This is a genomic window from Klebsiella sp. X1-16S-Nf21, assembly GCF_002837615.1.
In the GTDB taxonomy this organism is placed as follows: Bacteria; Pseudomonadota; Gammaproteobacteria; order Enterobacterales; family Enterobacteriaceae; genus Klebsiella; species Klebsiella variicola.
The window spans coordinates 109,387-133,863 of record NZ_PJDK01000005.1 but is presented as its reverse complement, the minus strand read 5'-3'; the positions used below and the strand labels follow the sequence as shown (position 1 = coordinate 133,863).

The following is a 24,477-nucleotide window of genomic DNA, read 5'->3' as shown; positions in this document are numbered from 1 at the left end:
ATGAAATATGCCGCTTTTAAACTGGCAGGGGTCGCACTGTCTCTTTCTCTGGCATGGACGTCTGCCCAAGCTGCCGCGCTGCGCGTCGCCGCGGACCCGGTTCCCCACGCGGAGATCCTCAACTACATCAAAAAAATCGATCCCAGCCTCGATCTGAAGGTGGTGGAGCTGACCAGCGGGGTCAACGCCAATGAACTGCTGGCCAGTGGCGATGTGGATGCCAACTACTTCCAGCATGTTCCCTATCTGAAGGATCAGGAAAAAGCGCTGGGTAAAACCTTTGCCGTCGCGGCCACCGTGCATATTGAGCCGCTGGGAATTTACTCGCATAAGCATAAAGATTTCTCATCACTGCCGGAAAACGCCACCGTGGCGGTGCCGAATAACACCACCAACCTGAGCCGGGCGCTGTTCCTGCTGCAGGCGCAGAAGCTTATTAAGCTGGATCCCAAATTTACCGACCCGGCCACCACCCTGGCGACGCCGAAGGATATTGTCGAGAACCCGAAACACCTGAAGATTCTGGAGATTGAATCACCGCAGATCCCGCGTTCCCTCGACGATGTCGACCTGGCGGTGATTAACGGTAACTACGCGCTGGAAGCCGGCCTGGTGCCAGCGAAAGATGCCCTGGGGCTGGAAAGCGCCGAGCATAATCCGTACGCCAATATTCTGGTGACCACCCCAGCCCTGGCGAATGACCCGCGCATTAAGGCGCTGGCGAAAGATCTGACGTCACCGCAGGTGGCGGAGTTTATCCGTAAAACCTACAACGGCTCGGTGATCCCGGTGGCCCCTCAGTCATGATAACCATCGAAGGGCTGAGCAAAACCTACGCCGGAACCGGCCGACCGGCGCTGAACGATATCGCGTTGCAGATACCGAAAGGGGCAATATACGGCATTCTCGGGCGCAGTGGCGCCGGCAAAAGTACGCTCATCCGCTGTCTCAATTTACTGGAGCGGCCCACCTCGGGCCGCATTCTGGTGAACGGACAGGATATTACCCAGTTGAACAAGGCGGCGCTGCGGGATTATCGCCTGCGCACCGGGATGATTTTCCAGCACTTCAATCTGCTGCATGCCCGCACCGTCGCTGACAACATCGCGGTGCCGCTGGAGATTGCCGGAGTGCCGAGGGCCGCTCGCGAGGCCAGGGTGCGCGAACTGCTGGAGCTGGTGGATCTCAGCGAAAAGGCCGCCGCCTTCCCGTCGCAGCTTTCCGGTGGGCAAAAACAGCGCGTCGGCATCGCCCGGGCGCTGGCCGCCCGGCCGGAAGTGTTGCTGTGCGATGAGGCGACCAGTGCGCTGGATCCCGAGACCACCGCCTCGGTGCTGGCCCTGCTGGCGGATATTAACCAGCGCCTCAATCTGACCATCGTGTTGATTACGCACCAGCTGGAGGTGGTGAAAACCATTTGTGACCACGCGGCGCTGCTGGAACAGGGCGAGATTGTCGAGAGCGGTAAACTCGCCGACCTGCTGGTGACTCCATGGTCGCGGCTGCGCCAGTCGCTGCTGCACGACCCGCAGGCTGAACAAGATTTTCTTACCCGTCACGGCGTTCAGGGGAGGCCATTATGCGGAGTAGCATGAGCTGGGAAGATTTGTGGCCGTTATTACTCGACGGCACGCTGGATACGCTTTATATGGTGGGCCTGGCGGCCCTGTTTACCGTGCTGATCGGGCTGCCCACCGGCGTGCTGTTATTTATTTCCCGCGCCAACGGGCTGGCGCCGATGCCGAAACTGAACGCGCTGTTAGGCGCGGTGATCAACATCGGCAGGTCGCTGCCGTTTATCGTGCTGCTGATCGCCCTGATCCCCTTTACCCGCCTGATCGTCGGCACCACGCTGGGCAGCACCGCCGCCATCGTGCCGGTGACCATCGGCGCCTTTCCGTTCTTTGCCCGTCTGACGGAAAACGCGCTCGACGAGGTGGACTACGGGAGAATCGAAGCCATTCTGTCGATGGGCGGTAACGTCTGGCACGTGATTTTTAAATCCCTGCTGCCGGAAGCCCTGCCAACGCTGCTGGCCGGGATCACGCTGACCATCGTGATGCTGATTGGTTTCTCCTCCATGGCCGGTGTGATCGGCGGTGGTGGACTCGGCGACCTCGCCATCCGCTACGGCTATCAGCGGTTTAATAATGAAGTCATGTTTGGCACGGTGCTGATCCTGGTGGCGATGGTGCAGGGCGTGCAAATGGCCGGCGATCGGCTGGTGCGCAGCCTGGCCCACCGTCGCTAACCGTCAGACACTAGTTCCAGCCGCACTCTGCCGCCAGCTGACGAACCAGACTGGCGGCGTCACACTCGCGGATCAACCCCACACCCTGCCCGGCCCAGTGGGCGCCATACTCATGAACGCCCTGGGCTTTCGCGGCGGCGGCCAGCGCTTTGCCGATATCATACGCCAGCGGATAATCCGGCACGGCGCTCGCCGGACAGGCTTCCCCCATCGCACAGAAGGCATTCGCCAGACAGCGTGCCGGACGCCCGGATATCGCGGAGGTCAACACCGTACGTCCGTCAATGCTGTTGTTGATCGCCGCGCGATAACCGGCGTCGGCGGCGGATTCCGGACACAGTAAAAACGCCGTACCGAGCTGAACGCCCTGCGCCCCCAACTGCATTACGCTGGTGATCCCCGCCCCGTCCATGATGCCCCCGGCGGCTACCACCGGGATGGTTAGCCGACGCCGCAGAAGTTGCACCAGGGTGAACGTGCTCAGTTGGGCATCAGGCTCCTGCGGAGCAAAGATCCCCCGGTGCCCGCCCGCCTCATAGCCCTGAGCGACCACTACGTCGATCCCCTGCTGTTCAATCAGCAGCGCCTCCTGGAGCGAGGTTGCCGTCGCCAGGGTGACAATCCCCTGCTGTCGCAGACTCTGGATCGTCTCACGTTCAGGAAGACCAAAATGAAAACTCACCACCGCTGGCGACAGGTCGAGAAGCAGCTCCAGCATCGGCGCATGACCGATAAATGTCTGGTAGATCTCGCTTAACGAATCCGGTGGCGTACTGCCATAGCGGGCAAAATGGGGTCGTAAAGTTGTTGCCCAGTCGGCTTCCCGCCGGGCGTCGCGCCGGGGCGGCGCATGGCAGAACAGATTGACATTGAACGGACGGTCCGTCAGCTGGCGGGTGGCGACTATCATCGCTTCCGCCTGGGTAACGGTTGAAGCACCCAGCCCCAGCGAGCCCAGCGCGCCGGCATGACTTACCGCGGCAGCCAGCGCGGGGGTGGAGACGCCCGCCATCGGGGCCTGAATCAGGGGATAATCAATATCAATAAGCGAAAGTAGCGGGTTGCTCATGGTTTCCTCATGCATTAGCGGTGCCGGAGGCTTACCATCTCCTTTAAAGATGGTAAGATCAACATCATTATCGTATTGAGAAGAAAAATATGAACCACAGCACACTAGAGATCTTCATTCAGGTGGCAGAAACGCAGAGCGTCACCCAGGCAGCAAAACGGCTGGGCCGCGCACAGTCCAATATCACGACCCGCATTCAGCAGCTGGAAGAGGAGCTTGCCGTTGAGCTCTTCGTTCGCGGCAACAAAAAAATGGTGTTGTCCCCGGCAGGCGTGCAGTTTCTCAGCTATGCCCGGCGGATCCTGAGCCTGGCGGAAGAGGCAAAGCAGGCTCTGCATCCGACAACCCCAGGCGGCAGTCTGCGTCTGGGCGCGATGGAGGCGACCGCCGCCAGCCGGCTGCCGCCGCTGCTTACCCGCTTTCAACAACGGTGCCCGCAGGTGGATATCACCCTCATCACCCAACCGACCCGCCAGTTAACCGAGGGAGTGTTAACCGCCGCCCTCGATGCCGCGCTGGTCTGCCTGCCGCCTGGGGCCGATGGTCAACCGGCCTGTCCCGCCGAGCTGGCATGCACCCCGGTGTTTTATGAAACGCTGATGCTGGTCCGTCCGCAGACCCCGGGCCCGCTGCGGTTCGCGGCATTCGCCAGCGGCTGCAGCTACCGCGCGCTGGGCGAACGCTGGCTGGCGGAGCAGCAGGCGGCCGTCGAGGTGCATGAGGTCAACTCCTATCACAGCATGCTCGCCTGCGTGGCTTCCGGACGCTACGCCTGCCTGCTGCCGCAGAGCGTGCTGTCGCAGATGACGCTTCCCGAAAACTGCCTTAGCGAACCGCTGTGCGAGGCGACCACCCAGCTTATCTGGCGCAGCGGCTTGAACGCCCCCGCCCTGAGCGAGTGGCGCAAGCTGCTGCAAAGCGTGGCGATTGGCTAAGCCTGGCGTTCGGTAAAGACCAGCCCTGCGGCAATCAGCAGCGCCAGCGCCGCGGCATAGAGCGCCGGGTTAAATGAAGCCGCGATCTGATACAGCGCGCCGGCGATAAGCGGCCCGGCAATCTGTCCCACGCCGTACAGTGCAGTCATCGCGGCAATCATATTGAAGCTCACCTGATGGCTGAGACTTTTCGCCTTCGGTAGCGCAATGGTGACGGTGCCCATAAAGGTAAAGCCCACCAATAGCGCGCTTAGCACGCAAAACAGCAGTGAAGCGCTGCAGGCTGGAAGGATCACGCCAAGCGCCTGGACGATCAGGTTGCGGGTCAGCGCCTGCCGGTACCCCCACTTTAGCACCAGCTTATGCCAGATAAGGCAGGACGGCGCGGCCGCCAGACCAAACAGCGCCCACAGATGGACCGGGTCAACGCTCTGCAGCGAACCAGACAGAAACAACGGCAGATAAGTGGCGGTGATGATATAGCCGAAGCCCGCCAGGCCGTAAACCATCAATAGTCGCCACGCCGCGCGACGCGTATCGCTCCCGGCCTCAGGCAAGGAGGTCTCAACATGGGAAACCCTCACCAGTGCAGCCGGCGGAGTCAGCAGCCAACGGATCGCCAGCGCCAGCAGCAGACCGGCGCATAATGCGCAGAGCAGCCAGATCTGCTGGCTGGTGAGGCTCAGGGCATGTCCAAGGGCGATCCCCTCCGCAGAGATAAATATCCCCAGCCCCACCCCGGCATACAGCAACGGCGCCCCGTGATGATGGCCCATATGTTCCAGCAGCCACAGCGAACCGGCAATCAGCGTTATCGCGCTCAGCGCGCCGGCGACGGCGCGCAGCGCAATAATGGTCCACGGCGAGCTCACCCAGGCCAGCAGCGCCAGGCTGGCGATGGTCAACCCGGCGGAGATAATGCTCAGTCGGCTGGCGGCCCCAGGCTGCACCCGCGCCAGCAGCAACGCGCCGACCAGATAACCAGCGTAATTGGCCGACGCGGCGAGATTGCCCTGGTGCAGGGTCAACAGACCTTCATTAAGCATCAGCGGCAGCACGCCGGTGAAGGCAAAGCGCCCGTAGCCCATGCCGATCATCAGTACTATCGACCCAGCCAGTGCCAGCCATATGGCCTGGCGCGATCTGTTATTCATCCACCACCTCACAATGATTCTCATATTAAGAACAATAGTATTTTATAATTCTTTTTTTATTATGATTAAGAGAGAATGTCGGCGCAAGGCGGACGTTAATCCGCTATGGTATTGACAGAGAGAAAATGGCGCCCGGGCACGTCTTAACACACGCCGGGCCGATTTACCGGTACAGTATCAACTTGAGCTTTTGCTTACGGGAGCCATTATGTTGTTCAGCCATATGCGTATTGCCAGACCGGTCAGTGAACTGGACGCCACCGCCAGCATGTATTGCGCCGGGCTGGGGCTTCAGCAACTCGGCAGCTTTACCGATCATGAAGGATTCAGCGGGATTATGCTCGGCGCGCCCGACGCGGGCTGGCATCTGGAATTCACCCACTGTCGCCACCATCCCGTCACTCCCTCGCCAGGAGATGAAGATTTGCTGGTGCTGTATTACCCACAGCAGGCGGTATGGGAAGCACAGTGCGCCGCCATGGACGCCGCCGGGTTTCTGCGGGTCACGGCGTTTAACCCTTACTGGGAGGTCAATGGCGTCACTTTCGTCGACCGCGACGGCTATCGCACCGTATTGCAAAACCGCGCCTGGGGAGAAGTACGAAGCGCTTCCCATCAAGAGGAGAATCAATAACCTCCCCTATATGCCCTGCGCCGCGTCCGGCGCGGGCGCTATGGCTCTTCCGCCCGCAGCCACGGCGTCACCGTGAGCCCGGCCAGCAGCCCTTCCGGACTGAGCAATCGGGTGACCGTCTGTCCCCACGGTTCGTCGCGCGCCGCGACGAGCAGGCGGTATCCTTGCTGCTGCAGCCGCGCCGTCGCCGCAGCCAGGTCGCGGACCTCAAACTCAATCCATGCCTGCGGCACCGGCTCCGTCTCCGGCCACTGGTCCTGACCAAAACAGGACTGCGCCGCCTGCGCCAGCGGCCACAGCGCGAAATGTTTCACCCCGCCGATGGCATCCTGCTCGCTGAGGAGATACGCCTCGTTACCCGGCATCGGCTTTAGCGGCAAACCCAACGCCTGACAATAGAAGTCACGGCTTTGCGACGTGCTGCGGGTGATGGGACCGAAGCCCGCAATGAACAAAACGTCAATATCAGCGAAATCGTGGGACATGTTCTCTCCTGAACGCGGTGGTAAGCTAACGCCATCATGCCCGTACGCAGGCGCCAGCGGCAAACCCGATTAATGGCGGGCGCATGCACAACATCATCGACGGTACAGACCGTTGCGCCCCTTCGGACAGACGGCGACTTCATCGGTGACAGATAAAACGCCCTCGCGACTCGCCAGCGTCCTCGCGGCGCGCTATGCTAAACATCCCTTGTATTAATCACTTATCCCTATGAGCACTTCCGTCAGCACCACGCAACTCAATTTGCGCATCATTTCGATCGTTGTCTTCACCTGTATCTGCTATCTCTCCATCGGCCTGCCGCTGGCCGTACTGCCGGGATACATTCACTATCAGCTGGGCTACAGCACCTTTGTCGCCGGGATTGTGATCAGCCTGCAATACATCTCAACGCTGATCAGTCGACCGCACGCCGGGCGCTATACCGATATCTGGGGCCCGAAAAAAGTGGTCAGTCTCGGGATCATCTGCTGTCTGCTGAGCGGAGCATTCACCCTGCTGGCGGTGCTTTTGCAGGCGACGCCGATGCTGGCCATCGCCGCGCTGCTGGCGGGCCGGGTGTTTCTTGGTGTCGGCGAGAGCTTTACCGCGACCGGCGCCACGCTCTGGGGGATCAAAACCGTCGGCGCGATCCATACCTCGCGGGTGATCTCCTGGAATGGCGTGGCGACCTATGTCGCCATGGCGATCGGGGCGCCGCTGGGGGTCACTCTTAACCACTATTTCGGCATTAGCGGATTTGCCACGGTGGTGGTGGTGGTGGCCGCCATCGGCCTGCTGTTTGCCCGCACCCGCCAGGATGTCAGCGTGACTGCCGGTGTCAGAGCGCCCTTTCACGCAGTGGTACGAAAAATTTGGCCTTATGGCCTGGGGCTGGCCTTTGGTACCGTTGGCTTCGGCGTTATCGCCACCTTCATCACCCTCTATTTTGCGGCGCACAGCTGGCAGGGCGCGGCGTTTACCCTCTCCCTGTTCAGCGTCGGCTTTATCTGCGTCCGCCTGGTGCTGGGAAATACCATTACCCGCTATGGCGGGGTCCCGGTCTCGCTGGTCTGCTTTGTGATCGAGTGTCTCGGCCTGCTGCTGATCTGGCTGGCGCCGTCAGCCTGGGTGGCTGGCGTCGGCGCCTTTCTCACCGGCTCGGGTTTTTCCCTGGTCTTCCCGGCGCTAGGGGTCGAGGCAGTCAAACAGGTGGAAGAGCAAAACCAGGGGACCGCCCTCGGCACCTACTCGGCGTTTCTTGACCTGGCGCTGGGACTCACCGGGCCGCTGGCCGGATGGGTCGCCGGCTTCTACGACCTCGCCACGCTATATCTGTTGGCGGCGATTGTCGTGGTGTTCGCTTTCCTGCTCATTTTACGCGTCCAGCGACAACAGCGAGCCGTCTCAGGAACGTAGTCAGGCCTGGCCCGCGGATCGCCGCGGGCAAAAAACGAATCGGCAATTGACGACGATTCGGCTTCCATGCCAACATCCTCCTCAGCGTCTGACAACAGATGCAAGGACGGTAGCGGAGAACAACAGAGATCGCACAACGATCCAGCCCGGCGCCGTAGTCCAATCCGAATCACTGACCCACACGGTGAATTCCTGATTCTGGCGGGAAACACAGACATGCACCAAAGTTTTAATCAGCGCGTTCATTTCTATTACTGCGTCCTGGTCGCGCTGAAGATGCACGGAAAGTCGAAAAAATCGGGCGGTATCAGAGGAAAGAATAACTTTCTGCTGAAATGGCTGCGCCGGGCGCAGGATAACAACATCTTCCCGCCCGATATCACCAGCGAAATTGAATGGCTGCGAGGTAAAATCATTCAGGCCGGTTACGACACCGATCTCGAACCGATGCTGGATTTTGTTTACGCCACCGCCAGCCGCGCTGAAGCGCTCAAGAACGCCGAATAAGACACTGCGCCCGTAGCGGGCGCAGTGTCTGTCCATCCCACCGCTTCCCTGAGCGTACCGACCAGACACGAAAACCCCACTGATGTTTATTCTTTTTGTGACACTGTCACGAAGTGGGTTACCGCTGGTAACATTCGGCGGCTGACAGGCTGCCTGTGGCGTTCTATGCTTTGCCCAGTGTTCCCTCACACAGGACCGCGCTATGGCTGACTGGAACCCTTCTTTGTATTTGCAATTTGACGCTGAACGTACCCGCCCCGCGGCCGACCTGCTCTCGCGTATTGCCCATCTGCAGGTTGAGCACGTTGTCGACCTTGGCTGCGGGCCGGGAAACAGCACCCGCCTGCTGCGCGCCGCCTGGCCGCTGGCGGCAATCACCGGTATCGATAACTCCCCGGCCATGCTGGCTCAGGCGGCACAGGCCTTACCCGACTGTGAGTTCATCGACGCCGATATTGCCCGCTGGCGGCCTGCGCAACCGGTAGACGTGATCTATGCGAACGCCTCTCTGCAGTGGCTGGCGGATCATGAGACGCTGTTTCCACATCTGGTGGCGCAGCTGGCCGTCAACGGAACGCTGGCCGTGCAAATGCCGGATAACTGGCAGGAACCTTCGCATACCCTGATGCGCCAGGTCGCCGACGAGCAGGGATTACCGGACCGCGGGCGCCAGCCCTTACTCCCGCCGGACGCCTGGTATGACATGCTGACCCGTCAGGGTTGTGAAGTTGATATCTGGCGCACCACCTATTTTCATCCCCTCGCTTCCCATCAGGCGATAAGCGACTGGTTGCAGGGGACCGGATTGCGTCCCTATCTGGCCGGCCTGGACGAGCAGTCCAGAAACGCATTTCTGACACGCTATGTCGAACTACTGGCCGAACACTATCCGTTACAGTGTAACGGAAAGGTGCTCCTGCGATTCCCCAGGTTGTTTATCGTGGCGCGAAAAATCGACGTCTAACCGGAATGAGCTCGTAAGCGTGGTAATGGGTATGGAAAACAGGGCGAAAAATCGTCCTGCTTATCAGGATGAAACATCCTGAACATTGCGATATTCAACCTCTTTCCCGGCATGCGACAGTGATTGCCATCTCAACACCCAATAACTGGAGTCACTGTGGAAAATAGCGCTGTTAATCGCAACACCCTGGCCGCCATTGCGCCAAAACTGGCCGAACTGACCGAAACGGTACTGTTTGGTGATATCTGGGCTCGCCGCGATCTGTCGCCCCGCGAACGGAGCCTGATCACCCTTTCTGCCCTGACGGCGCTGGGTAAAACCCAGCAACTGCCGTGGCATATTGCTCTCGGCTATCAAAATGGCCTGAGCCAGGCCGAAATCGTCGAGCTGTTCACCCATCTGGCGTTCTATGCCGGCTGGCCGGCGGCGGCCAGCGCCCTGACCTGTCTGAATGAGCAGGAGACACCATGCCCCTGACCCGCATATCGCTTGGCACGGCCTGGCGTCCCACGGAGTTTGCTCAATTGTCGGCGCTCTTTCATGAGTGTCTGGTGGCAGAGTTCGACGTGCCGTCAGCAGATAAATTTCAGTTTATCGAGCAGGCCGCCGACGAGCAGCGCATTTACGACCCGAACTACCTCAGCGACGGACGCAGCGCCCGCTTCGTGCTGTTTCATATTTTCGCCGGTAAACCGCGCAGCCGGGCGCAGAAACAGGGGCTTTATCGTCGGCTCTGTGCGCGGTTAGACGATGAGATGGCGGTCAGCCCGCAGGACCTGATGGTGGTTATCCAGTTTAACCAGCGGGAGGACTGGAGTTTTAGCGCAGGGAAGATGGTGGATGAATAACGCCGGCGGCGCCGCATGAGGCGCCGCGTTTCAGCACGATATCTTTGCTACCAGGCGAGATGATGCACCAGTGAGAGATCCCAGGCCGTAGCCAATAGTGAAAGAAACATAATCAGATTGACCACTGTGTCGAGACGTTTTTCCATCGTTGCTTCTCCTGAGCCGGTTTCCCCTGTTATAGCGGGAAAAGCTTAACAACCTCTTACCGCTTCAGGAACCAAGCGTGATCCTGTAGCGCACATAATCGTCAGCCGGGGTAAACTCATCATACAGATGACGGGCCGGATTATCACGACGCGTATGCCAGTACAGCCGCGACCAGCCTTTGTCTGCCCCTTCGGTTTGCAGCGACTTAATGATTGTTCTGGCAATGCCTTGTCCACGGAAGGCAGGATCGACAAACAGATCCTCCAGATAGCAGATGGGCGTGGTGACCCAGGTTCCCTCGTGAAGAATGCAGATGGCGAACCCCACCACCGTATCATCGACCACAGCCACCCTGCCCAGCACCGGGGAGTTCTCGTCCAGCATTCGCTGCCAGGTGCATTCGGTCACCTCTTCCGGCTGCGGGCTGCCATAGAAGCGGGTATAGCCTTCCCAGAGATTAAGCCATTCGGCTTTGTCGTGCGGCCGTATTTCCCGGATATCGATGACCATGCGAGTTTCCTTACAGATGAATGAATTAGCCTGCGAACATTGGCAGGGAAAATGGGTTCAAACCATTATTTTCCTGCACAGGCATATGTTCAAGCGGCTTAGCGGCAATTCTCTCCCTGAAGGGGCGATTTGGCACTAAAAGGCTTTTTTCGCAGCGGAGTAACAGACCGGCTTGTTAACTATGATAAAAAGTATGTTGTAACTAATGAGGTAGCTTTAAAACCCGGCCGCAGCCGGGTGAATGACGTCCGCTATCAGCACAAAGGCTGTACAGCATCGCGCATACCGCGGGACAGGATAGCATCGAGGTCGGCAGTCACCTGCTCCACCAGACCCGGGATCTGGCTCAAGTCCTGTTCCCAATGAGCCTCTACGCTGAGTACCGCAGTCACCAGCTCGCGGGTGCTCATCTGGCGATCCCGATGCCGGGCCCACAGCGTCTGATATCGCGTCAACCATTCGGCGTCATCCTGTACCGGATAGCGTTCACCCTCCCGCTCTCCCCGGTAAAAGGCGATCAGTGCTGCCAGGGCAAAAGTCAGCCGCGGCGGCAGTTGCCCACTCTTTTGCTGCCCTGCCAGCAGTTGCGGCAGAATGCGAGTGCGGTATTTGGTCATGCCGTTGAGCGCAATCGAGAGCAGCTGATGTTTAATATACGGGTTACGGAAGCGCCCGGTCACGGCGCTGGCAAATGACTCAAGCTCATCGCGCGGCAGATCCAGCACCGGAATAATCTCGTCATAAATCGCTTTTTCGACAAACGCGCAAATCTCCGCATCGTTCATCGCCTCACCCACGGTGTCGATCCCGGCCAGGAAGGCCACCGGCACCAGCGCGGTATGCGCCCCGTTGAGGATCGCCACTTTGCGCTCTTTATACGGCTTGATATCGTCCACAATGCGCACATTCAGCGGCAGTTTATCGAGACGCAGCTCGGCCGCCAGCGAGGCAGGCCCCTGGATCACAAACAGGTAGAAATGCTCGGCGGTATCAAGGAAGGCATCTTTATAGCCAGTCTGTGCCTCAAGGGCCGCCACTTCATCACGCGGATAGCCGGTTACGATGCGATCCACCAGCGTTGAACAGAAGGTGTTCGCCGAGGTCAGCCAGCGGATAAAAGCCTGCGGCAGCTGCCACTCAGCAGCATAGCGCAGCACCAGCGCCTGCAGCGCCTCGCCGTTATAATCGATCAGTTCGCAGGGAATAATCACCCATCCCTTGTCGGCCGCACCGGCGAAATGCTGGTAGCGTTCAAACAGCAGACGCGTCAGTTTCGCCGGATAACTGACCGGCGGCGCGTCGTCAAAACGATCCCCGGAATGATAGCTGATGCCCGCCTCAGTGGTATTGGAGAAGACAAACCGCATCTCCGGGTTATGCGCCAGACGTAAAAAAGCGTCGAAGTCAGCGTAAGCGCTGATCTCCCGGTTGACCGAGCGGATCAAGCGCGCGTCGCTCACCGCCTCACCTTGCTCGTTCAGACCGCGAATAATGGTGGTGTAAAGGCCGTCCTGGGTGCTCAGTGAAGGCGGGAAATCCGTCGCAATAGGACGGACGACCACGATGCCCGCATTCAGGTCGGTATGCTCGTTGAGGAGATCTATCTGCCAGTCAACGAATGCGCGCAGGAAATTGCCTTCACCAAACTGGATGATACGGTCAGGGTACTGCGCGCCGGGGAAATCACGACGGTTTAATGTTTTCACAATGGGTTCCCTCTAATAGTAGTCATACAACCTGAGTAATTGGTCCAATAAGTTATCAGGTTTTTCTACCAGTGAAACCCCGTTTTGATCAAAGCATTCTGCAATAGCGACCGTCAGGGCAAAAACTTATAGAACAGTGAGGTGGCGGTCATCTCTCCGTCAGGCATCAGCGCATAGCGCGGGATTTCCCCCACTTTTTCCCAGCCACAGCGGACATAGAACTGCTCCGCCCCGCTACCGGCTGCCGTGTCCAGCACCAACACCGTTTTCCCTTCCTGTCGGGCAACATGCTCTAGCTCGCTCATCAGCGCGTTGGCAATCCCCTGGCGACGGGCATTTTGGTGAACCAAAAGTTTGGCGACATCCGCACGATGGGGCTGGTTTTCCGGTTGGCGGGTAATAAGTTGCACGGTACCGACGGGCCTTTCATCCGCGTCGAGGGCCGCCAGCACGATGCGCTCCCCGGCCGCCACGCTGTCGGCGGTATGTTGCCAGAAAGTGGTGGCCGTGTGCGCGCTAAAGGGCAGCATAAAACTTACCGAGGCGCCGCCGTTGACGCAGCTTGCCAGGATATCGCTTAATGCCGGGAGGTGATGCAGAATATCGTCACGCGACAGCGTGCGCAGTGAAAAGGATGTGGTCATGGAAGCTCCCTGTAATTGACCACATCACTATGTTTTTAACCAAAAATTAACACAAGCGGATTCCGTATAGGATTTTCTTATGGTGCGCTTTCGGTTAGCGCTGGCATACAGATGCGATTGCGACCGGTCTGTTTGGCTTTGACCATCTCCTCGTCTGCCGCCATCAGCAATTGGTTAAACAGCTCCGTGATGCGAGCGTGCCCCACCTCGCGCGTCTCCAGCCCCATGCTGATGGTCAGGTGGATTGGATTCTGCCCCAGGCCGAAGGGTTGCGACTCCACCCCGTGGCGGATTTTTTCCGCCAGTAAATAGCCCTGCTGGGTACTGTCGACGACCGCCGCCACCGCAAACTCTTCACCGCCAATGCGGGCAACCATCCCCTGCTCGTCCACCAGCTGCCGAACCTGTTGGGCAAACTGGGTCAATACGCAATCGCCGCCTTCATGGCCCAGAGCATCATTCACCCGTTTGAAGCCATCGATATCCAGCACCATCACCGTCAGCAGCTTATCGGCGGGCAACGTCTGACGCTTCAGCGCCTCGCTCAGTCCGGAACGGGAATACACCCGGGTCTGAAAATCAAAATCGGCGCGCAGGGCCAGCTGTTTCACCAGCGTGTTAATCGCTTCGACACTGGAAGCGACAATCACCGGGCTAATCAGCATAGCGGCAATGCCTAGGCGGGTGGAGAACAGCTGCCACGGCTGCATTCGCGCATCCGGCGAAAAGTGAATTAACGAGTTGGCGACCAGCAATATCTCGCTGATGCCGGTGAGAAAGGTTAACAGGCAGGTCAGCGGCAGCGGATAACGAACGGCGCACCAGATCAGGGCCGGCAACGGGAAGGTAATGCTGCCGGCGCCGCCCACCGCCACGCCGAGGGCTATCGACAGCACCAGCGCCAGCGCGGGCAGCAGTTGGCGAAAACGAAAACCGCTTAATGCCGAAGGCAACGTCAGGGTCAGAATAAACGGCAGGATCAGCACCGCTGTCGAGAACTGTTCGCTAAACCAGTCTGCCAGTTGGGGAATAAAGGTGGCGCGTTCAACATCCACCGACCCCAGGGCGCCGACGGCGGCGCACAATAAGGCGGCAAACAGGCAAAAACAGAATAAATTAAGCGCATTAATCGGGCCGGGCATGGAGTCGGCGCGTCGCTTATCCCACAGCACCAGCTGCGCCAGCACCACAATAAAGACAATATTGGAGAAATTAATCAGCAATGAGGCAAAGCCCATCCCCCAGCGCGAAGTGAGTCCGTCATAAACCAGCATTGCCGCAAAACAGACGGCATAAAAATAGCTGCGATTAAGCCAGACATAGCGCGCAAAGATCCCGGCCATCACGGCATTGAGCGGCCAGAAGAATGAGAGCTCCTGCACCAGGCGCAGCATGGCCCCCAGAAAATGCAGTAGTAGCGTTAACGTGAATAATACCAGTGCGTCGCGCACGGGCTGCTCTTCACGAAACAGCGTAAATGACCGAATCGACAGTGAAGACATTCAGTAATTATCCGTCTAATTGTTTCAGGCAATTATTATGTTAATAATTAGTTAGCGGATTATCATAACATGAGAATATTTATCAGGCATACTCCGGCGCCGATCAAATGCAGATTACCGCACAGACGGGCCGTTCATCTGCAGCACCAGCCAGTGATGGATCACCTGCACCACATAGCGCTGCTCCTGCTCGCTCAGCGCGCGGCCGTGGGGAATGGCGTGCCATTTTTCCAGACAGCCGCGGCAGCAGGTGGCGGTCGCATGCTGGGCGATAAATACCGGATGGCCGCGCATCGGCGTCTGCTTACCGTCGTTCATCGGTTCGGCGGGCGCCAGCCGCTGGCGGATAAAATCCGCAGCGTGCTGGTCGATGATCTCCGGCCCCTTATCAAGACAGTATTGCCGCTCTTTGACCCCGAGTCGAAAGCGTGAACGAAACGTCGAGCGCGCCAGACGGGCAAACAACCGATCCTGCTCAACCATCAGAACACCGACCTCCCCATCCGCTGAGTCAGTTTTTCTAGCAGCGCCACGCCGGCCAGCGAGTTCCCGGCGTCATCAAGCTCCGGGCTCCACACGGCGATCGCCATCTCCTGCGGCACAATCGCCACAATTCCGCCGCCGACGCCCGATTTCGCCGGCAGGCCAACGCGCCAGGCGAATTCGCCGGCGTTCTGGTACATGCCGCTGGTCATCATCAGGGCATTCACCTGACGGGACTGAATGGGCGCGATAACCGGTGCCTCCAGGTGCGGGGCGATACCGCGATCGGCGAGGAACAGGAAGGTTCGCGCCAGCTCAACGCAGCTCATCTCCAGCGAACAGTAGTGGAAATAGTTCTGCAGCACGGTGGCGACGTCGTTATGGAAGTTACCGAAGGATTTCATCAGCCAGGCGATGGCGGCGTTGCGCGCCGAATGCTCGAACTCAGAACGGGCCACCACCGGATCGTAGGCGATATCGGCCACGCCGCTCAGGCGGCGGACAATCTCCAGCATCCGCTGACGCGGGGCGCTGAGCCGGCTCTGCAGCATGTCGCAGACCACCAGCGCCCCGGCGTTGATAAACGGGTTTCGCGGTTTGCCCTGCTCGATCTCCAGCTGCAAAAGGGAGTTAAAGGGTTGGCCGGACGGATCTTTCCCCACCCGCTGCCAGATCTCCTCTTCCTGATAGTGGTTCATGGCCACCACCAGGCTCAATACCTTGGAGATAGACTGGATGGAAAAACGTTCATGCGCATCGCCGGCGGCGAAGTGCTGCCCGTCTACCGTACTGATCGCAATGCCAAGCTTATCGCCGCTGACGCTGGCCAGCGCCGGAATGTAATCCGCCACTTTACCGCGGCCAATCAGCGGCCTGATTTCTGCCAGAATGGCTTCCAGCATTGCGTTATTGATCACCGCCGCCACATGCAGCTCCTTGCCCACCATCGAAATTTGGTGGGCGAGTATAGCAGACGTGGACGACGGTCGTCAGGGGGCTAACGTTGATTAGCGACGGTCTTTCCAGACGGTCTGCGCATTACAGAACTCGTGCAGACCAAAATGTGACAGCTCGCGACCAAAACCACTCTTCTTCACGCCGCCGAAGGCCACGCGGGCGTCGCTGGCGCAGTAGCCGTTGAGGAAGACGCCGCCGCACTCCAGCTCGCGGGCGAAGCGCTGGGCCTGCGCCTCGTCGGTGGTATAGACCGTTGCAGACAAACCAAACTCGCTGTCGTTGGCGAGGGCCAGCGCATGGTCAGCGTCGCGAGCGGTGGTCAGGGTTGCTACCGGACCAAACAGCTCCTGACGAAAACCGGTCATCCCGGCGGTGACATTGCCCAGCACCGTTGGCGCATAGTAGTTGCCCGCCCCTTCGATTTTTTCCGCGCCCAGCAGCAGAGTTGCCCCTTCATCAAGGGTCGCGGTCACCTGCTGGTGCAGTTCATCGCGCAGGTCGAAACGCGCCATCGGTCCGACGTAGTTTTGCTCATCGCGCGGGTCGCCCATCTTCAGCGCCGCCACGGCGTCGACGAATTTGCGGGTGAAGGCCTCGGCAATACCGGCTTCGAGGATGAAGCGTTTCGACGCGGCGCACACCTGGCCGCTGTTCTGATAGCGGCCGGTGACGGCGGCCTTTACCGCCTCATCCAGGTCGGCATCGTTGAGCACGATAAAGGGATCGGAGCCACCCAGCTCAAGCACGCATTTCTTCAGCGCCGCCCCCGCCTGGGCGCCAATCGCCTTGCCGGCGCGGACGCTGCCGGTGACGGTCACCGCCGCGATGCGGTCATCATTGATGATCTGCGAAACGCCGTCATTGGTGGCGTTCACCCAACCGAACACGCCATCCGGCAGGCCGGCGGCGGCAAAAATCTCGCCCAGCAGGCGGGCGCTGCCCATCACGTTCGGGGCATGCTTCAGCAGGTAGCTGTTGCCGGCAAGCAGGATCGGCACCGCGCCGCGCAGCACCTGCCAGACCGGGAAGTTCCACGGCATGACCGCCAGAATGGCGCCCAGCGGACGATACTCAATCACCGCCTGGTTATTTTCCACCTGGGTGGCTTCCGTCGCCAGCATCGCCGGGCCGTGCTCGGCGTACCAGTCGCAGAGGTTGGCGGATTTCGCCACCTCGCCGCGCGCCTGAGCGATCGGCTTGCCCATCTCGAGGGTGATCATCTGGGCCACCTCTTCCCCGCGGGCGCGCAGCGCGGCCCCGATGCGGCGCAGCGCATCAGCGCGCTCGGCGAGCGGCGTCTGACGCCACTGGCGATAGCCTGCCGCGGCGAGAGCGATAGCCGCATCGACCTCGCGTTCGCTGGCCCAGGGCAGCGAGGAGACCACCTCACCGGTAGTCGGGTTGACGGAAACCGCGTGCGTTGCAGATAAATTCATCGTTATTCTCTCTCTCGTTGCTTGCGAAGTAACCGTATTCTGGCTTACCTTTCCATTCATTGAAAATGAATAATATTAAGCAACGCATTCACAAAAGAAGAATAGTATGGACCTGACTCAGCTAGAGATGTTTAACGCTGTCGCCACCACCGGCAGTATTACCCAGGCGGCCCAGAAAGTGCATCGCGTGCCGTCCAACCTCACCACCCGCATCCGCCAGCTGGAGGCAGACCTCGGCGTTGAGCTGTTTATCCGCGAGAACCAGCGCCTGCGCCTCTCGCCTGCGGGACACAGCTTTTTGCGCTACAGCCAGCAGATCCTCGCCCTGGTGGACGAGGCGCGGATGGTGGTGGCGGGCGACGAACCCCAGGGGCTGTTTTCTCTTGGTTCGCTGGAGAGCACCGCGGCGGTACGGATCCCCACCACCCTGGCCCACTTTAATCAGCGCTACCCGAAAATTCACCTGGCGCTCTCCACCGGCCCTTCCGGGACGATGATCGACGGCGTGCTGGAGGGCGCCCTGAGCGCCGCGTTCGTTGACGGCCCGCTGGTGCATCCGGGTCTGGAGGGGCTGCCGGTGTTCCCGGAAGAGATGATGATCGTCGCCCCGTACGGCCACGCGCCCATCGCCCGCGCCAGCGAAGTGAACGGGGCCAACGTTTACGCCTTTCGCGCCAACTGCTCCTACCGCCGGCATTTTGAGAGCTGGTTCCATGCCGACAGAGCAACCCCGGGCAGGATCCACGAGATGGAGTCTTACCATGGGATGCTGGCCTGCGTGATCGCCGGCGCGGGCCTGGCGTTGATCCCGCGCAGTATGCTGGAGAGTATGCCCGGTCATCAGCAGGTTTCCGCCTGGCCGCTGGCCGAAGAGTGGCGCTGGTTAACCACCTGGCTGGTGTGGCGCCGGGGCGCCAAAACCCGCCAGCTGGAGGCGTTTATAGCGCTGCTGAACGAAGATCGGCAAACAGCGGTTTCTCCATAAACACGCTGAGCGGATCGGGCTGATACGGCGCAAACGCGCAGCGGGTCTGGTAGCCGTTGCGCGTGTAGAGGGTGATGGCCGCATGCTGATGGATACCGGTTTCAAGCCGCAGCGTATGACAGTCGCGCTGGCGCGCTTTCGCTTCCAGCGCCGCCAGCAGCTTTTCTCCCAGCTGCTGTCCGCGGTGCTGCGGATCGATATAGACCCGCTTCATCTCGCCGAAACCTTCCTCACTGAGGACGATAGCCCCGCAGCCAACGGCCTCGCCCTGCGCGCTGCGGATGACCAGGGCGATCACCGTCTGCGGCGGCAGCTGGCTGAGGTCCAGCAAATGGTTGCTCTCTGCCGGATAGAGTGTCTCCTGCCAGGCGTCGAGAGCGGCAATCAGGGCGGTAAATTCTGCGTCGGTGGGGGCGATGTCGGTAACGGTATACATAGGTGAACTCCTTTTTTTACGCCACTGTAGCGCGCCCTCGGCCCGTTTCCGCCATAGCATTAACTTATATTGCTGCCCACCTCTTGCGCTAACTCGCTGAAACACAGTAATTTTATCCCCTGCCGTTCGTACTTGAGATCTTAATATGCACACCAAAGCCCGTAAAGTGATGATTATTGGCGCCGGCAATGTCGGCGCGTCGGCGGCCTACGCCCTCCTCAACCAGAGCATTTGCGAGGAGCTGATCCTCGTCGACCTTAACCAACAGCGTGCCGAGGCCCATGCCCAGGATCTCAGCGATGCCGCGGCCTATCTGCCGGGGATGATGACCATCTCCACCCGGGAAGCCAGCGACTGCGCTGATGTCGATATCGCGGTGATCACCGTTTCCGGCGGTGCGCTGCGCCCCGGTCAGAGTCGGCTGGATGAACTGACCACGACGGCGAAGATTGTGAAAAGTATTGTGCCGACGATGATGGCCAACGGGTTTAACGGCATCTTTCTGGTGGCCACCAACCCCTGCGACATCATCACCTGGCAGGTATGGCAGCTCTCTGGCCTGCCGCGCAGTCAGGTGCTGGGCTCCGGGGTCTGGCTGGATACCACCCGCCTGCGTCGCCTGCTGGCGCAGGAGCTGGATATTGGCGCCCAGAGCATCGACGCCTTTATCCTCGGCGAGCATGGCGATACCCAGTTTCCGGTATGGTCACACTCCTCGGTGTATGGCTCGCCGATCGCCGACCTCTACCAGCAGCGCACCGGGCACCCGCTCAACCGCGAGGCAATGGCCGAAAAAGTACGAAAGCTGGGGTTTGAGATCTACGCGGGTAAAGGCTGCACTGAATATGGCGTGGCAGGCACCATCGCCGAGATCTGCCGCAATATCTTCACCGGCAGCCACCGCGCGCTGGCGGTCTCCTGCATTCTTGACGGTGAATACGGGGTCAGCGGCGCGGCGGCTGGGGTGCCGGCGGTGCTGGCCCAGGGTGGCGTGGAGCAGATTATTGAACTGCAGCTGGCCGCCGAGGAGCAGGCGAAGTTCAGTCAGTCGATAGCGGTGATCAAGGCCAATATCGCCCGTCTGCCCTGACGGCAGCCTGCAAGTCAGTCAGCAATGATCAGCTGTGGGGAAAGGGTCACCAGCGCCTCGCGGGTCGCCTCCGGCAGATGGGCGTCGGTGACGATATCGGTCAACGACTCCAGCGGGGCAATATTGAACAGTGACCAGGCGCCGTATTTGGAGCTGTCCGCCAGCAGGATGCGCCGCCGGGCATTAGCCATCAGATCACGTTTCAGGGCAGCCTTCTCCTCCGTCGGGGCGGTGATCCCCTTCTCGAGGTCCCAGCCGTTGCAACTGACGAAGGCAAGGTCCGGCCAGATGGTCTGCAGCAGGCGGCGGCCGTGATCGCCGATGCACGACTGGCTGCTGTCATCGATGCGCCCACCGATAATCGTCACTTCTATCTGCTTAAATTCCGACAAAAACAGCGCGATATGTAAATCGCTGGTGATCACCCGCAGCGGCAGATGGGTGATCTGCCGCGCCAGCTCAATCATGGTGGTGCCGGCGTCAAGCACAATCGCGTCGCCGGCCTTCACCAGCGCGGCCGCCGCGCTGGCGATAGCCTGCTTTTCCAGCGGACTGCGCTGGGCTTTCTCCAGCGTCGTCGGCTGGGAAGGAATAAACCGGTTCAGCGTCACCCCGCCATGTGTACGGCTGATCACCCCTTCCTGATCGAGTTTGATCAGGTCGCGACGAATGGTGGCCGGCGAGGCGTTGGTCGCCGCCACCAGCTGGTCGACTGTCACCAGATTATGGCTTTTCAGGAAGTCCATAATCTGCTCTAACCGGTTATATCCCTTCATGTTATCCCTGCGCGATGTGCATGGCGAGCTCAATGGAGGTTGCCATGCTCTCAGACTTCGCTTTACCTGTCCAGGCAATATCAAACGCGGTGCCATGATCCGCTGAGGTACGGATAAACGGCAGCCCGGCGGTGATATTCACCCCATCATAGAACCCGAGCAGCTTCAGCGGGATATGCCCCTGATCGTGGTACATCGCCACCACCATGTCGTACATACCTTCATGACACTGCATAAACACCGTGTCCGGTGGACAGGGGCCGGTGACCTCTATCCCTTGCGCCTGCATGGCGGCGACCGCCGGGGCGACGATGCGGATCTCTTCATCGCCAAACAGGCCGTTCTCCCCGGCGTGCGGGTTAACGCCGGCAACCGCTATGCGCGGACGCTGATAGCCGACCCGGCGCAAAAACCGATCCGCTACGCCAATCACCGTCTCGATTCGCGGCTGGTTGAGGGTATCGAGGAACTGGCGCAGGGCGATATGAGTAGTGATATGGATAACCTTGAGCTTCTCGGTATAGAGCACCATGGCGTAATCGGTGGTCTGCGTCAGGTGGGCCAGCAGTTCGGTATGGCCGGGGAAAGCGTGCCCGGCGAGATGCAGCGCCTCTTTATTTAGCGGCGCGGTAGCGATGGCCGCGACCGCGCCGTCCAGCGCCAGCGCGGTCGCCCGCCTGATGCAGCGAAACGCGAGGTCCCCTGCCTGGGCCTGAACTTCGCCAGGGCGCAGCCCCTGCGGGTCGCTGAGCGGTTCATCAATAACGTTGATGGTCGCTGGGGAAAAACTCGCCTCGGCGGGATGGTCAATGATGCGCAGCTCCGCCCGCGGCGTAATATTCAGCGCCAGGATCCGCCGCAGCGTCTGCGCGCAGCCCACCACCACCACCGGCGCGCCGCTCAGCGCCCCTTCGGCGAGGGATTTGATAATAATCTCCGGACCAATCCCTGCCGGGTCGCCCATTGTCACTGCAATCATGTTAGACACTCAGTTTCTCCTCAATAAAATTCACAACATTTAACAGCGTAGTGTCGGTGCCGAATCCCCCTGCTTTGGTCATCACCGGCCGTGACCAGCGACCGCCGAGAAAGTGCCCGTAAGGCACACACTGCGCCACCCGCCCACGGATCTGAAATCCGGTGGCGCCGAGCGCGTGCGCGACGGCGATGGCTACATCGCCGCCAGAGAGGTACAGGGCGCCCGGTGGGCACAGCGCCACCGCCTGCGCCGTGACGTCGGCAAGCCAGGCGCAGATGTGCTCCCCGTAGGCTGCGCGGCTGAGACCGCGTTCGTTACACTGGGCTTCAATCCCGTGCCGGGCGGCGTTATTCGGGCGGGTGGTCACCACGCAGTGATGACCCTCACGCAGCACCTCGGCGATCCGCGAGGCTTCCTCCTTCGGCGATCTGCTAAAGGCCTGTTCGACATCTATTTCGATCTTTCTCACTCGGGAATGAGCCTGCAGCGCAGCGACCTGGCGCTGCGCCATCTCGCTCATCGAACCAACCAGCGCCAGTAGCGGCCCCTGCTCGCAGCGGCGCAGGCGGCGCGCCAGCGCCTCGCAAAGTCCCGCCGAGCCGACCAGCAGGGTCTCCCGCGCATGGGGTGCAACGGCGTCGATCACCTGGTCCAGATGGCTGTCTTCCCAGGCGTCGACAATCAACACTCGCTTCTCCTCGCCCGCCGTCGCTAATGCCTCCGGAAGCTGGGCAGCGTTCAACGTCAGACAGGGAAGACGGCTCTGCATGGCGATAATTTCGCTAATCTCCGCCCGGCTCACGGGCGTTTTCGGATCGCTGGCAAATTCGGTCTGATCGAGGGCCACCCCATGCACATAGCAGCGCCCGTCCCGGGTATGCCGCCCGGCCGCCGGATACGCCGGGGCCACCACCGCCAGCCGGCAGCCGTGCGCCGCCATCATTGCCTCCAGTTCGCCGCCAAGGTTGCCGCGCAGCGTGGAGTCGATCTTCTTTACCTGCCAGTGCGGGACAAATCTTGCCGCGCCGCGCAGCAGACCGGTGACCTTGTCCGCCGCGGCGGCGGCGCTCATTGCCCGGCTGTCGCTGTTGAGAATTAACGCCCGGGCGGTTGATGGTTGCCCGGCGCTGAAGGCCACTTCCACCGACATGCCCGCCTCAGCGAGGCTGACACCGGCGTCATTGGCTCCCGTAAAGTCATCTGCCAGCACCAGCACCTGGTTATTACCATCGTTCATTGTTCTGCCTTGTGGTCGATGAAAATCTGAAACTGATTATATTCAATCATATTTGATTAAATGTGAGCAAGCTCAAGTTATTAAACTGCCGTATAAATTATAACTTTTCCCCACCAGACGAGTGACACGATTCATGAATGATTGAATTCAATCAATTACTACCAAGGAGAAACGCGTGGCGACGATACACAGCACAATCATCAGCGGGGCGGGCGCCTCAACGGCCCTGCTCCCGCTGTTGTCAGGTAAAACCCGCATCCTGCTGGTGACCGACCAGAACGTTGGCGCGCTGGAAGCGACCCGGGCGATCCATCGCCTGCTGGCGGCCGAAGGGCGTCAGGTTGAGGTCATTGACACAGTACCGGCAGAGCCCAGCCATCACGATGTGGCGCAGATTGTCAGCCAACTGGGCGCCAGTCAGCCCCAGATGATCGTGGGCATCGGCGGGGGGAGCGTGCTGGATGTGGCGAAACTGCTCTCGGTGCTCCTGCATCCTGAGGCGCCTTCTCTGACGGCCATGCTGGCAGGCGAGTTGCCGCAACGACGGATTAGCTCATTGTTGATCCCGGCCACCGCCGGCACCGGCTCCGAAGCGACGCCGAACGCCATTCTGGCGATCCCCGAGCAGCAGACCAAAGTGGGGATCATCTCCCCGGTGCTGCTGCCGGACTATGTCGCCCTGCTGCCGGAGCTGACCACCAGCATGCCGGCCAGCATCGCGGCGTCGACCGGCATCGATGCCCTGTGTCATCTGCTGGAGTGCTTTACCTCCACCGTCGCCAATCCGGTGAGCGACAACGCGGCGTTAATCGGTTTACACAAGCTGGTGCGGCATATCGAACGTTCGGTGGATCAGCCGCAGGATCTGACGGCGAAGCTGGAGATGCTCTGGGCCTCGTGGTACGGCGGCGCGGCGATCAACCATGCCGGCACCCATCTGGTGCATGCGCTCTCCTATCCGCTTGGCGGTACCTGGCACCTGCCGCACGGGGTGGCTAACGCCATTCTGCTGGCGCCCTGCATGCGGGTGGTCCGCCCCTACGTGGTGGCAAAATTCGCTCAGGTCTGGGATCTGATCCCCGACGCAGATCGCACGCTCAGTGAGGAAGAGAAATCCCATGCGCTGGTCGCGTGGCTGGCGGCGCTGGTGAAACGACTGCCCCTGCCGGACAACCTGGCCGCGCTCGGCGTGCCCAGGGAGAGCATCCCTGCTCTCAGCGCAGCGGCGCAAAACGTCAAGCGCCTGATGAACAACGCCCCCTGCAGCGTCAGCCGCGAAGAGATTGCGGCTATCTATCAAACGCTGTTTCCAGAACATGCCTAAC

At 60.2% G+C, this 24,477-nt stretch carries 27 protein-coding genes; 13 read left to right on the top strand and 14 right to left on the bottom strand.

From position 1 onward, the window contains the following. Genes CW267_RS04450 through CW267_RS04440 form a run of 3 tightly spaced genes read left to right on the top strand, consistent with a single transcriptional unit; the run spans position 1 to position 2,251 of the window. Entirely contained in the window at positions 1–807 is an 807-nt protein-coding gene (locus tag CW267_RS04450; protein WP_002904638.1) for a MetQ/NlpA family ABC transporter substrate-binding protein, read from the top strand. Beyond that, complete coding sequence (locus tag CW267_RS04445) at positions 804–1,595, top strand: methionine ABC transporter ATP-binding protein (protein WP_008804932.1); 792 nt, start codon at positions 804–806, stop codon at positions 1,593–1,595. Before CW267_RS04450 ends, CW267_RS04445 begins: the two co-directional genes overlap by 4 nt. Further along, positions 1,592–2,251 carry a methionine ABC transporter permease gene (locus CW267_RS04440; RefSeq protein WP_004217626.1) on the top strand — a complete coding sequence of 220 codons (660 nt, stop codon included), beginning with the start codon at positions 1,592–1,594 and terminating at the stop codon, positions 2,249–2,251. The genes CW267_RS04445 and CW267_RS04440 overlap by 4 nt, the downstream gene beginning before the upstream one ends. A gap of 10 nt (positions 2,252–2,261) precedes the next feature. On the opposite strand, the gene CW267_RS04435 is transcribed toward CW267_RS04440, so the two are convergent. Beyond that, entirely contained in the window at positions 2,262–3,320 is a 1,059-nt protein-coding gene (locus CW267_RS04435; protein ID WP_032736159.1) for an NAD(P)H-dependent flavin oxidoreductase, read from the bottom strand. Positions 3,321–3,409: 89 nt separating this feature from the next. On the opposite strand from CW267_RS04435, the gene CW267_RS04430 reads away from it, so the two are divergent. Further along, the gene (locus CW267_RS04430; protein WP_023340121.1) at positions 3,410–4,255 is read left to right on the top strand and encodes a LysR substrate-binding domain-containing protein; all 846 of its coding nucleotides are present in this window, start codon (positions 3,410–3,412) and stop codon (positions 4,253–4,255) included. On the opposite strand, the gene CW267_RS04425 is transcribed toward CW267_RS04430, so the two are convergent. After that, positions 4,252–5,409 (bottom strand): YbfB/YjiJ family MFS transporter, encoded by a 1,158-nt coding sequence (locus CW267_RS04425; protein ID WP_023322597.1) that lies wholly within the window; start codon positions 5,407–5,409, stop codon positions 4,252–4,254. The two genes, CW267_RS04430 and CW267_RS04425, sit on opposite strands and share 4 nt — an antisense overlap. Before the next feature lie 208 nt (positions 5,410–5,617). Between CW267_RS04425 and CW267_RS04415 the strand changes: the two genes are divergently transcribed. Next, entirely contained in the window at positions 5,618–6,043 is a 426-nt protein-coding gene (locus tag CW267_RS04415) for a VOC family protein (protein ID WP_032730331.1), read from the top strand. A 38-nt stretch (positions 6,044–6,081) separates the two neighbouring features. Here the strand turns inward: CW267_RS04415 and CW267_RS04410 are convergent, their stop codons facing one another. Further along, positions 6,082–6,528 (bottom strand): VOC family protein, encoded by a 447-nt coding sequence (locus CW267_RS04410; protein ID WP_008804938.1) that lies wholly within the window; start codon positions 6,526–6,528, stop codon positions 6,082–6,084. 229 nt (positions 6,529–6,757) lie between these two features. On the opposite strand from CW267_RS04410, the gene CW267_RS04405 reads away from it, so the two are divergent. From CW267_RS04405 to CW267_RS04385, 5 genes are all read left to right on the top strand, one after another. Further along, positions 6,758–7,945, top strand: coding sequence for an MFS transporter (locus CW267_RS04405; protein ID WP_008804939.1), 1,188 nt, complete (start codon positions 6,758–6,760; stop codon positions 7,943–7,945). A 216-nt stretch (positions 7,946–8,161) separates the two neighbouring features. Then, a complete protein-coding gene (locus tag CW267_RS04400; protein WP_008804940.1) occupies positions 8,162–8,452 on the top strand; it encodes a hypothetical protein in 291 nt (96 codons plus the stop codon). 202 nt (positions 8,453–8,654) lie between these two features. After that, positions 8,655–9,416 (top strand): trans-aconitate 2-methyltransferase, encoded by a 762-nt coding sequence (gene tam, locus CW267_RS04395; RefSeq protein WP_012541762.1) that lies wholly within the window; start codon positions 8,655–8,657, stop codon positions 9,414–9,416. A 156-nt stretch (positions 9,417–9,572) separates the two neighbouring features. Continuing rightward, positions 9,573–9,893: a carboxymuconolactone decarboxylase family protein gene (locus CW267_RS04390; protein ID WP_008804942.1), complete on the top strand. Its 321-nt coding sequence runs from the start codon at positions 9,573–9,575 to the stop codon at positions 9,891–9,893. Beyond that, positions 9,884–10,264 (top strand): tautomerase family protein, encoded by a 381-nt coding sequence (locus CW267_RS04385; protein WP_032735552.1) that lies wholly within the window; start codon positions 9,884–9,886, stop codon positions 10,262–10,264. The genes CW267_RS04390 and CW267_RS04385 overlap by 10 nt, the downstream gene beginning before the upstream one ends. Before the next feature lie 210 nt (positions 10,265–10,474). Here CW267_RS04385 and CW267_RS04375 read toward each other — a convergent pair whose 3' ends face one another. From CW267_RS04375 to sad, 7 genes are all read right to left on the bottom strand, one after another. Further along, entirely contained in the window at positions 10,475–10,921 is a 447-nt protein-coding gene (locus CW267_RS04375) for a GNAT family N-acetyltransferase (RefSeq protein WP_008804944.1), read from the bottom strand. Positions 10,922–11,175: 254 nt separating this feature from the next. Next, positions 11,176–12,627 (bottom strand): tagaturonate reductase, encoded by a 1,452-nt coding sequence (locus CW267_RS04370; protein WP_100781029.1) that lies wholly within the window; start codon positions 12,625–12,627, stop codon positions 11,176–11,178. A gap of 113 nt (positions 12,628–12,740) precedes the next feature. Beyond that, positions 12,741–13,271: a GNAT family N-acetyltransferase gene (locus CW267_RS04365; protein WP_008804946.1), complete on the bottom strand. Its 531-nt coding sequence runs from the start codon at positions 13,269–13,271 to the stop codon at positions 12,741–12,743. A gap of 77 nt (positions 13,272–13,348) precedes the next feature. Then, entirely contained in the window at positions 13,349–14,773 is a 1,425-nt protein-coding gene (locus CW267_RS04360) for a GGDEF domain-containing protein (RefSeq protein WP_043875303.1), read from the bottom strand. Positions 14,774–14,887: 114 nt separating this feature from the next. After that, positions 14,888–15,256, bottom strand: coding sequence for a DUF4186 domain-containing protein (locus CW267_RS04355; protein ID WP_008804948.1), 369 nt, complete (start codon positions 15,254–15,256; stop codon positions 14,888–14,890). Then, on the bottom strand, positions 15,256–16,203 hold the full coding sequence (gene glsB / locus CW267_RS04350; protein ID WP_022065782.1) for a glutaminase B: 948 nt from the start codon (positions 16,201–16,203) through the stop codon (positions 15,256–15,258). The genes CW267_RS04355 and glsB overlap by 1 nt, the downstream gene beginning before the upstream one ends. A 60-nt stretch (positions 16,204–16,263) precedes the next feature. Then, a complete protein-coding gene (sad, locus tag CW267_RS04345) occupies positions 16,264–17,649 on the bottom strand; it encodes a succinate-semialdehyde dehydrogenase (protein WP_023340115.1) in 1,386 nt (461 codons plus the stop codon). Between the two features lie 106 nt (positions 17,650–17,755). On the opposite strand from sad, the gene ptrR reads away from it, so the two are divergent. Continuing rightward, positions 17,756–18,634: a putrescine utilization regulator PtrR gene (gene ptrR / locus CW267_RS04340; protein ID WP_012968263.1), complete on the top strand. Its 879-nt coding sequence runs from the start codon at positions 17,756–17,758 to the stop codon at positions 18,632–18,634. Here ptrR and CW267_RS04335 read toward each other — a convergent pair. After that, positions 18,588–19,070 (bottom strand): GNAT family N-acetyltransferase, encoded by a 483-nt coding sequence (locus CW267_RS04335; protein WP_008804952.1) that lies wholly within the window; start codon positions 19,068–19,070, stop codon positions 18,588–18,590. The two genes, ptrR and CW267_RS04335, sit on opposite strands and share 47 nt — an antisense overlap. A gap of 145 nt (positions 19,071–19,215) precedes the next feature. On the opposite strand from CW267_RS04335, the gene CW267_RS04330 reads away from it, so the two are divergent. Beyond that, on the top strand, positions 19,216–20,160 hold the full coding sequence (locus tag CW267_RS04330; RefSeq protein WP_100781030.1) for an L-lactate dehydrogenase: 945 nt from the start codon (positions 19,216–19,218) through the stop codon (positions 20,158–20,160). Between the two features lie 14 nt (positions 20,161–20,174). Here CW267_RS04330 and CW267_RS04325 read toward each other — a convergent pair whose 3' ends face one another. The 3 genes from CW267_RS04325 to dtnK are packed head-to-tail and all read right to left on the bottom strand — an operon-like array spanning position 20,175 to position 23,152. Then, positions 20,175–20,936 carry a DeoR/GlpR family DNA-binding transcription regulator gene (locus tag CW267_RS04325; RefSeq protein ID WP_012968265.1) on the bottom strand — a complete coding sequence of 254 codons (762 nt, stop codon included), beginning with the start codon at positions 20,934–20,936 and terminating at the stop codon, positions 20,175–20,177. Position 20,937: 1 nt separating this feature from the next. Continuing rightward, entirely contained in the window at positions 20,938–21,924 is a 987-nt protein-coding gene (locus tag CW267_RS04320; protein WP_100781031.1) for a D-threonate 4-phosphate dehydrogenase, read from the bottom strand. Continuing rightward, on the bottom strand, positions 21,917–23,152 hold the full coding sequence (gene dtnK, locus CW267_RS04315; protein ID WP_008804956.1) for a D-threonate kinase: 1,236 nt from the start codon (positions 23,150–23,152) through the stop codon (positions 21,917–21,919). The genes CW267_RS04320 and dtnK overlap by 8 nt, the downstream gene beginning before the upstream one ends. A gap of 175 nt (positions 23,153–23,327) precedes the next feature. Here dtnK and CW267_RS04310 point away from each other — a divergent pair, with 175 nt between their 5' ends. After that, positions 23,328–24,476, top strand: a complete 1,149-nt coding sequence (locus CW267_RS04310) for an iron-containing alcohol dehydrogenase (protein WP_032754364.1) — start codon at positions 23,328–23,330, stop codon at positions 24,474–24,476. Position 24,477: the final 1 nt, after the last annotated feature.